The sequence below is a fragment of the uncultured Aureimonas sp. genome (assembly GCF_913775355.1).
Lineage (GTDB): Bacteria > Pseudomonadota > Alphaproteobacteria > Rhizobiales > Rhizobiaceae > Aureimonas.
Genome location: NZ_CAJYIU010000295.1, coordinates 1 through 8,716, shown reverse-complemented (window position 1 = coordinate 8,716; position 8,716 = coordinate 1). Strand labels below are relative to the sequence as shown.

Annotated in this window: 9 protein-coding genes and 1 pseudogene; 4 read left to right on the top strand and 6 right to left on the bottom strand. The window is 66.2% G+C overall.

Translation table 11 applies throughout. The features are described 5' to 3' along the window. Positions 1–238 (bottom strand): hypothetical protein (locus QZ753_RS18030; protein WP_294645648.1); only part of this gene is annotated, 238 nt, incomplete at its 3' end. Positions 239–425: 187 nt separating this feature from the next. Between QZ753_RS18030 and QZ753_RS18025 the strand changes: the two genes are divergently transcribed. After that, entirely contained in the window at positions 426–998 is a 573-nt protein-coding gene (locus QZ753_RS18025; RefSeq protein ID WP_294645646.1) for a LysE family transporter, read from the top strand. A 469-nt stretch (positions 999–1,467) separates the two neighbouring features. Here QZ753_RS18025 and QZ753_RS18020 read toward each other — a convergent pair whose 3' ends face one another. The 3 genes from QZ753_RS18020 to tauA all read right to left on the bottom strand — a co-directional run bounded on the left by QZ753_RS18020 (position 1,468) and on the right by tauA (position 4,162). Further along, the gene (locus QZ753_RS18020; protein WP_294645644.1) at positions 1,468–2,325 is read right to left on the bottom strand and encodes an ABC transporter permease subunit; all 858 of its coding nucleotides are present in this window, start codon (positions 2,323–2,325) and stop codon (positions 1,468–1,470) included. Then, complete coding sequence (locus QZ753_RS18015; protein WP_294645641.1) at positions 2,322–3,110, bottom strand: taurine ABC transporter ATP-binding protein; 789 nt, start codon at positions 3,108–3,110, stop codon at positions 2,322–2,324. Before QZ753_RS18015 ends, QZ753_RS18020 begins: the two co-directional genes overlap by 4 nt. 80 nt (positions 3,111–3,190) lie before the next feature. Further along, positions 3,191–4,162, bottom strand: a complete 972-nt coding sequence (tauA, locus tag QZ753_RS18010; protein ID WP_294645650.1) for a taurine ABC transporter substrate-binding protein — start codon at positions 4,160–4,162, stop codon at positions 3,191–3,193. Positions 4,163–4,467: 305 nt separating this feature from the next. Between tauA and ssuD the strand changes: the two are divergent. Further along, positions 4,468–5,637 (top strand): annotated as a pseudogene (ssuD, locus tag QZ753_RS18005) (FMNH2-dependent alkanesulfonate monooxygenase). A gap of 18 nt (positions 5,638–5,655) precedes the next feature. On the opposite strand, the gene epsC reads toward ssuD, so the two are convergent. Next, positions 5,656–6,522, bottom strand: coding sequence for a serine O-acetyltransferase EpsC (epsC, locus tag QZ753_RS18000; protein WP_294645639.1), 867 nt, complete (start codon positions 6,520–6,522; stop codon positions 5,656–5,658). A 37-nt stretch (positions 6,523–6,559) separates the two neighbouring features. Further along, positions 6,560–7,531: an LLM class flavin-dependent oxidoreductase gene (locus QZ753_RS17995; protein ID WP_294645637.1), complete on the bottom strand. Its 972-nt coding sequence runs from the start codon at positions 7,529–7,531 to the stop codon at positions 6,560–6,562. Between QZ753_RS17995 and QZ753_RS17990 the strand changes: the two genes are divergently transcribed. Together QZ753_RS17990 and QZ753_RS17985 are read left to right on the top strand one after the other, a co-directional pair. Next, a complete protein-coding gene (locus tag QZ753_RS17990) occupies positions 7,499–8,005 on the top strand; it encodes a hypothetical protein (RefSeq protein WP_294645635.1) in 507 nt (168 codons plus the stop codon). The two genes, QZ753_RS17995 and QZ753_RS17990, sit on opposite strands and share 33 nt — an antisense overlap. Further along, a complete protein-coding gene (locus QZ753_RS17985) occupies positions 8,002–8,709 on the top strand; it encodes an NAD(P)-dependent oxidoreductase (RefSeq protein ID WP_294645633.1) in 708 nt (235 codons plus the stop codon). The genes QZ753_RS17990 and QZ753_RS17985 overlap by 4 nt, the downstream gene beginning before the upstream one ends. Positions 8,710–8,716 lie beyond the last annotated feature (7 nt).

Genomic DNA, 8,716 nt, shown 5'->3' with positions numbered 1-8,716 from the left:
TCTCCTCGAACGCTCGTCCCATCGCGTTGATCGTTCCCGGCGAGTACACGTGTCCCGACGGCGTCCAGATCCAGGGCGACAGACCGAGCGCCGCCTTGTCCGCCTGCATGGCGATCGCAAAGCGGATGGCTTCGCCGAGCGACGGCCAACGATCCGCCGCCTTGCCGGACCACTGCTCGTTCGTCGGCCGCCTTTCCGCATCGCTCCAGACAAGCGTAACGTCGTCGTTGATGTGCATGGCTGTCCCCACTCGCCGGCCGGACACAGCTCGATGTCTGACAGGCAGGCATATCTAACGCAGGCATCCAGGGAAGGTTCACGACCGCGTAAAGTCAGCCTTCCTTAGTAACTGCAATGGCTTAGCTGTCATGCAACCCAATCCGCCCCGCGGCCTTCCGGCTTCGATCCCGAACCCGGAAGGCCCCATGCCGCTCGACACATTAGCACCGTTCGTCTTGGCCTCGATGGCGCTCCTGCTGACGCCGGGCCCGACGAACACCATTCTCGCCGCCAGCAGTGCGGCCATGGGACTGCGCAAAGCCTGGATGCTGCCGTTCGCGGAAGCTACCGGCTACGTCATCGCGATCTTCGCGTTCGTTCGCGCGTCTGAACTCCTTGCGGACATTCCGATCGCCCTGCCGGCGCTGAAGGGGGTCGCGGCCGCGTGGCTGCTCTATTCCGCCTACAAGCTCTGGACGCAGCCGGTCGAACAACGGGTGCCCGCGGTCGGCGAGGCTATCAAACGGGTGTTCTTGACGACGCTCCTGAACCCGAAGGCTATGCTGGTCGGGACGATCATCATCCCGACAGCGCTGCCCACGCAGGCCATGAGCGGCGTCTTTCTCTTCCCCTGCCTGTCGATCGCGGCCGGCGCGCTCTGGATGACGATCGGATCTGCGGTTCCCATCCGTCTTCGCCCTTTCGCCTACAAGGGCGCCGCCTGCATCATCGGCGTCTTCTCGTTCGCGGCTGCCAGCAGCGCGGCTCACCTGATCTGAGGGCACCGAGCCGACACTCCGATGACTGGAGGCTGTCCCGTTCCCTCCGAAGTCCCTGCCCTGCCACAGCCGACAACGAAGCCTCCGTATCGCGTCAGCCGCTGCCTGCGGTCGACGCGAAGACCCGCTCAAGACACCACGCCACTCGAGCGGGTCGCCCTGTCCGAGCTATACGGGTGTCGTTCACGGAACGGTGCACCACATCGTCGCTGTCGACGACAGAGCCGATGCCGCATGGATGTTTCCCGGCCCACACAGCATCGCACGGGTCCAACAGGTGCGCGCGTCCCAATCAGGCAGATCCGTCCATTGATGATTGGTGGCGCCGATCCGGCGGCGCCTGTATGCGGGGAGAAAGACGGCACCGCCGCCCAGTCCCGGTCGGAGCAGGCTGCAACGTCACCTCGCATCCCGACGCGACAGCAATCCTTCGGGTTTGCCCGCCGAACGACCGCGGGCCATTTACTGTTCAGCTCTTGCCGCGCCAGGGCACCAGTTTCGTTTCAGCGAAACGCATGAGAAGCGTGAACCCGAAGGCGAGAGCCGCGATGATTCCGATCCCGACGAATACCACGTCGGTCGCGAGGAACTGGGCCGCCGACATGATCAGGAAGCCGATGCCGCGGGTCGATGCGATCAGTTCGGCGGCCACAAGCGTGCTCCAGCCGACCCCGAGCGCGATGCGGATACCCGTGAGGATCTCGGGAAGGGCGGACGGCAGCACGACGTCGAGGAACAGTTGCCGGCGGCTGGCGCCGAGCGTCAGGGCCCCGTTGACACGCTCGATCGGCAACGCGCGCACGCCTGCCTGCGCCGACAGACAGATCGGGGCGAACATCGCGAGCACGAGGAGCGCGATCTTCGACGTCTCGCCGATCCCCAGCCAGATGATCATCAACGGCAGATAGGCGAGCGGCGGGAGCGGCCAGTAGAATTCGATCGGCACGTCGAACACGCCCTTGGCCAACCGGTTCAGTCCCATCAGGAGACCAAGCGGTACGCCGATCGACGTGGCGATCAAGGCCGCAGACACGATGCGCGTCAGGCTGGCCGACACGTGATCCCAGAGCGAGGCGCCGGCATAGCCATCTCGAGCGATGAGCACGAGCTGCGCCCAGACCTCGTCAGGGCGGGGAAGGAAGAGCGGCGAAACGAGTTCGAGAGTGGAGACGAGCCACCAGGCGGCGATGATGGCAGCGGCGGTCGCAAGACTGATCGCGCGCGTTGGACGCTCCTCGGCCCCGAACCCATGCATCCGCACGAGCTTCGGTGCGTCGGTCACATCCTTGTCCGACAGCGGGACATGGGCCCGAACGACGTCGCTCATGCTGCAATCCCTTGGATGTCCGAGCGATGGATGATGGCGCGCAGTTCCTCGCCGAGCGCAGCGAATTCCGGACGCGCCTTGGCCGAGTATGCCGTTCCCTGCGCGGCGAATTCGTCCACGAACTCGAGCGGCATGCGGGCGACGATCCGGCCCGGTCGCGGAGACATCACGATCACCTCGCGGCCGAGAAGGAGCGCCTCGTCGATCGAATGCGTAATGAGGAAGATGCGTTTGCCCGTGCGGTGCCAGACACTGACGAGGAGATCCTGCATTGTCTCCCGCGTCATGGAGTCCAGCGCGCCGAAGGGCTCGTCCATGAGGAGGATTTCAGGATCGGTGGCCAGCGCCCTTGCGATACCGGCTCGCTGGCGCATGCCGCCCGAGAGTTCGTAAGGATAGGCTTGGGCGAAGTCCTGAAGTCCGACAAGAGCGAGAAGATCCGCGGCCCGTTCCCGGCGCTCCGCTCGGGCAACCCTTGCGAACTTCAGGCCGAGCGCGACGTTGTCGAGCACGGTCTTCCAGGGCAGGAGCGTATCCTTCTGGAACACGACGCCTCGGTCAGCCCCGGGCCCGACGATCGGCCGGCCGTTCAAGGTGATCGAACCGCTCGATACGGGCAGGAAGCCCGCGATGGCGTTAAGGAGCGTTGACTTACCGCAGCCGGACGCTCCGAGCGCCACGACGAAGCCGTGGTCGGGAATGTCGAGGGACACCCGGTCGAGGGCATGGACCGCCCGTCCGTCTCGACCGGCGAAATGAATACTGACGCGGTCGACCTTCAGCATCGGAGGATCCCTATCGAGGTGTGGAGAATGGGCAGGCCGACCGGGGGAGGAAACGGCGCGGCCTGCCCGGCCAACCGTCGTCAGTTCGTCAGCGCGACGGCGGCAGGCGTGACGAAGTCCGCATAGGTGTCGAGGACCCGGGACACCTTCCCCTGCTCCTTCAGGAACGTCGCCGTATCCTTCAGGATCTTCGCGGCGCCGGCGTCCTCACCGCCACCCAGCCACTTCGAGGAAACCTGCTCCTCCGGGGTCAGAAGCGTCAGGTTCTTGAGGGCCGCTGCCTGCTGCTCGGCCGTGCCGCCGAGGAATTTGGCGAGCGTCTTGGCGTTCTCGCTGTCAGGTCCCCAGGCGGCCGGATCCTGGCGGAACGAGGCATAGGTCTTATCCACCACCCCGGCATAGGCCTTCAGGAACTCCGGGTTGGCCTTGGCGAACTCGCCGGCGGCAACCCAGGCCGAGAACGTCGGGGCCCCGCCTTCCGCGACCTCGCGCGAGGTGACGAGAACCTTGCCGCCCTTCTTCAGTTCGGTCAGCGCCGGATCCCAGACGAACCCGCCGTCGATGTCTCCGCGATTGTAGGCTGCCACGATCTCGGGCTGCGGGATCGCGAAGACCTGGACATCCTTCTCGCTCAAGCCCTGCGACTTGATGAGGGCCAGCAACTGGTAGTGATCCGTGGAGACCGGTGCTGCCGCGAGCTTCTTGCCCTTGAGGTCCTTCACGCTCTCGATGCCGGACCCGTTGCGCACGACCAGCGCCTCGTCCGTCCCGGAAATGGAAGCGAGCTGGAACGCCTTCACGTCGAGTCCACGGGACGTCGCCGCCGCGAACGGGCTCGATCCGACATAGCCGACCTGAACGTCGCCGGACGCGATCGCTGCGAAGATGTCGGCGCCGGAATTGAACTTGCGGAAGTCGATCTCGTAACCCGTCGCTTTCTGGAACTCTCCGTTCGCGATGGCGACGGACGACGGAAGGGCATCCGTCTGGTAACCGACGGTCACCTTCTTGTCGGCGGCACCCGCGCCCGTTGCCAGCAGGATCGCGGCCATCCCCGCGAAGGTCGCCAGCGACGTCCTGAACTTGCTCATTGTCTACCCCTCGCGACCCGGGCGGTCTTTCGGACCGCGACCGCTGTTGAACACGCCATCAGCATCGTTCACGGGGGTTTGTTCGCCGAGGTATAATTCACCGAATTAGTAGATTTTGGAGAAACGAAAGTTCCGACGATCCGGTCTTGCCGTGGAGGTTCATCCAAGCTCCCGGTCGGGTTTCGGTCTAGTTTCCCATCGTCTCCCGAAATTGAAAATCGGGATAATCGACAGGCCGGGTTTCGGCGTCGCAGGGAGTTGTCAGGATGGCTGCCGGAACCCTTCCCCTCGAGTTCTTCTGGTTTCTGCCGACATCCGGCGACGGTCGCTATCTGGGCTCCGATGTCGGGAACCGGCAGCCGGACAACGCCTACATGCGCGAGATCGCGGTCGCCTGCGACCGCCTCGGCTTCGATGGCGTGCTGCTGCCGACCGGGCAGTTCTGCGAGGATTCGTGGATCACCGCAGCGTCGGTCGCGCCATTCACGGAACGACTGAAGTATCTCGTTGCGGTCCGGCCGGGCGTCGCGACGCGGGCGCACTAGGCACGGCAGGCTGCTGCCCTCGATCGGCTGACCAACGGACGTCTTCTTCTGAACGTCGTTGTCGGGGGCGAAGCCAAGGAACTCGCAGTCGACGGCGTCGATCTTCCCCATGACGAGCGCTACCGGCAGGCCGCCGACTTCCTGACGATCTGGCGCGGGCTGATGGCGGGGGACACCGTCGACTTTCAGGGTGACCATCTCTGGGCAAGAGGGGGGCGCAACGCGTTCCCGCCGGTCCAGACGCCCCATCCTCCCCTCTACATCGGCGGCTCCTCCGACGCCGGCATCGAACTCGCGACCGATCATGTCGAAGTCTACCTGACCTGGGGTGAGCCACCGGCCCAGGTTGCGGAAAAGCTCGAGCGCGTCCGCGCGAGGGCGAAGGCGAAGGGGCGTTCGGTGCGTTTCGGCATCCGGCTTCACCTCATCGTCCGGGAGACGGAAGCCGAGGCCTGGGCCGAGGCGGATCGACTGATCTCCCACGTTACCGACGAAGCGATCGCGCAAGCTCAGGCACGCCTGGACCGCGACAGCGACAGCGTCGGCCAGCAAAGGATGTCCGCCCTCCATGGCGGAGGTCGGGACGGGCTCGAAGTGTCCCCAAACCTTTGGGCAGGCGTTGGCCTCGTGCGCAAGGGCGCCGGGACCGCGCTCGTCGGCGACCCTGCAACGGTCGCGGAGCGGATTCGCGAGTACCAGGCACTCGGCATCGAGACGATCATCGCCTCCGGATACCCGCACCTCGAGGAGGCCTACCGTGTTGCCGAGCTCCTCTTCCCATTCCTCGGGCGGATCACCGGCAACCGGGGACGCATCGATCCCGCAACGCAGGGTGAGCGGGCAGGATTCGCTTCGGAGTCGGGGATAGGATCCGCGCGACCGCCATCGTGAAGGTCGCCGCGTCCCCGATTACAACCCGACGTCGAACACCATCTGATCCATCGAGCGAGACGGCTCGGCGCAGCCGGCATGACCGACGATCCGCGCGGGAACGCCGACCACCGTGCGGTTGGACGGCACGGACTGCGTAAAGACCGAGCCGGCACCGATGCGGGTACAGTGGCCGATGGTGACCGGCCCCAGGATCTTGGCTCCTGCCCCGATCAGAACGCCGTGTCCGATGCGAGGATGGCGCCGGCCGTCGATCTCCTGCCCTTCCAGCGAGCCGAGGACGACGCCCTGAAGCATCGACACGTTGTCGCCGACCTCGGCCGTCGCCCCTATGAAGACGCCCGTTGCGTGATCCACGAACAACCCATCCCCCAGCGGCACGCACGGGTGGATCTCGACCTGAAACATCTCGGTCGCGCGGTCCGCGATGTGCAGCGCGAGGTCGCGTCGGTCGCCATGCCAGAGTCGATGGACGATGCGGTGCGTCTGCACCGCATGGAACCCCTTGAAGTAGAGCACCGCATCCAGCGCCACCTCACTGGCCGGATCCGGGTCCATCAGCGCCGCGAGGTCGAGGCGCAGCGAGCGGCTGAGCGCGGCGTCCTCTTGGTAGGCTTCCAGAAAGACGCTGCGCAGGAAGTCCGCCGGCAGGAGCCCGCCGATGCGGGTGGCAAGGCGCTGGGCCATCGCCTCCTCGAGCGAATGTTGGGCGAGGATCGTCGCGACCACCATCGGTGCGAGCGTCGGCTCGCGCGCAAGCATGCTTTCGGCCTCGCGCCGCAGCCGCGCCCACGACATGTCGGTCGGGGCTCGCGGAGTGTCCGGTGCGATCGTGTCCGGTAGAACTGGTGAGAAGGCGCCCGGAACCTGCGGCATCTGCGTCATGGCTTCCTCCCGGATGATCGGATGATGGACGGCGAGGCTAATCGCGCAGCAGCGGCAGCAGCGCCTGCCCTTGCCTCTCGATCTCGCGCAAATACGGCGTGTCGGACAGGATGAATGTCGTGATGCCGAGGTCGCGGTAGCGCTTCAGAGAGGCGGCGACTTCCTCGGCCGAGCCGACGAGCCAAGTCGTGCCGGCCCCGCCACCACCAAAGCGACCGGGGGCCGTGTAGAGGTTGGTGTCGAGAACGTCGCCCCGCGCCTGAAGATCGAGGAGCCGCTGCTGTCCCACCGCGACCTCGCCCTTGTGATCGTGCCACCCGACGCCCGCCGTCTCGGCCATGCGGGCGACCTTGGCCTCGGCATCGCGCCAGGCTTCCGTGCTCGTCTCGCGCACAAGGGTCGTGATCCGCAGGCCGAAGCGCAGCGGCGCATGCTCGCGCCCGACCTCGCCCGAGACCCGCTTCAGTCGCGCGATGCGCTCGGCAACGTCGGCGAGCGGTTCGCCCCAGAAGAGCTGCACGTCGGCTTCCGCCGCGGCGACGCGCTCCGCGGCGTCCGAAGCGCCTCCGAAGTAGAGGGTCGGATGCGGACGCTCGGGAAGGCTGGCGGGACGAGGCCGCAGGGTCGATCCGGAAAGCTGGTAATGCTTCCCGTCGTAGCGAACGTCGTCGTCGGTCCAGAGCCTGCGCAGGATCTGCATGAACTCGCGCGTGCGCTCGTAGCGCCCCGCCTTGTCGAAGGCGCCGTCGCCATAGGCGGCGGGGTCGTCGATGCCCGACACGATGTTGACCCGGACCCGACCGCCGGTGAGGTCGTCCAGCGTGGCCAGGGCGGACGCCGCCAGCGCCGGCTGCCAATAGCCCGGCCGGATCGCGATCAACGGCTCGAAGCTCGTGGTTCGGGCAGCAAGCGCGGCGGCCACCGTGAACGTATCGGGCCGCCCCCAACCTGCGCCGAGCAGTGCGCCCTGCCAGCCATGACGCTCGATGGCTTCCGCCTGCGCGACCATCCGGACGCGACGGCGGCCCTGATTGCAGGTGGTACCGAGATCAACTCGCACTTCTCCTCGGCACCCTTCTACTATCAGGCGCTCGCCGCCAACCCCTCGGTCCACAAGGTCCTGAGCTCCTACGATATCCTCGGAGGGCCGGCGACGTTCAACGTCCTCTACGCCACCGCGCCCTTCCACGACAAAAACCCGAAGACCTACAAGGCGCTCTACGCGGCGCTCGGCGAAGCTGCCGGCTGGATCGCCGCCAACAAGGAGGCCGCCGCGCAGACCTTCATCCGCCAGCAGAATTCCAGGCTCTCGCCAGAACTCGTGCTGGAGATCATCAACGATCCCGAGAACGACTTCACCATCACCCCTGAGAAGACCGAGGTCTACGCGCGCGAGCTGCACAGGCTGGGCGTCCTGAAGAACGAAGCGGCGTCATGGAAGGACTTCTTCTTCGAGGAAGCCGCGGCCGGAAACGGCAGTTGAGCGCACGCTCCGGCTCGGACCGCTTCCTGGTTGGGACTACCGACCATATGATGGGCGGCCCCACCATCGAAGCAGAGGTGCTGGCCCCGATCGCCGATGTCGCCTTCTTCGACACCCGCGACGAGGCGGCCTTTGGGCTGGAGCGGCTCGCCGGCGTCGACGCCCTGATGGTCTGGGGCGCCCCGCTCGGCCAGCGCAGTATCGCGCAACTCGCACGATGCCGCGCCGTGGTCCGCTACGGGGTGGGCTACGAGAAGATCGACGTCGCCGCCTTGGCGGAGGCGGGCATCTCCTTCGCCAACAACCCGGACTACGGCACGGAGGAGGTCGCGGACCATGCGGTCGCCATGATCCTCTCGCTTCAGCGTCGGCTGTGGGAGCACGACCATCGGGCTCGCGGCTATTCGCGGAGCTGGCAGGCGAACACGCTGTCGCCGCTTTATCGCTTCCGCGGCGCGACGGTCGGCGTCGTCGGCGCGGGACGCATTGGAACCGCCGTCGTGAACCGACTGAAGCCGTTCGGCTACCGGACCCTTGTCTTCGATCCATACCAGCCACCGGGCCACGAGAAGGCCATCGGATACTGGTCTGCCCCCTGGAAAGTGGTCCTCGCTGACGTAGGCTTACGAGCCTTTGGAGGTTGCCGAGAATGCCCAGGAAGAAGCCGAGCCCGGAGGAGATCGTCGCCAAGCTGCGGCAGGTAGACGTTCT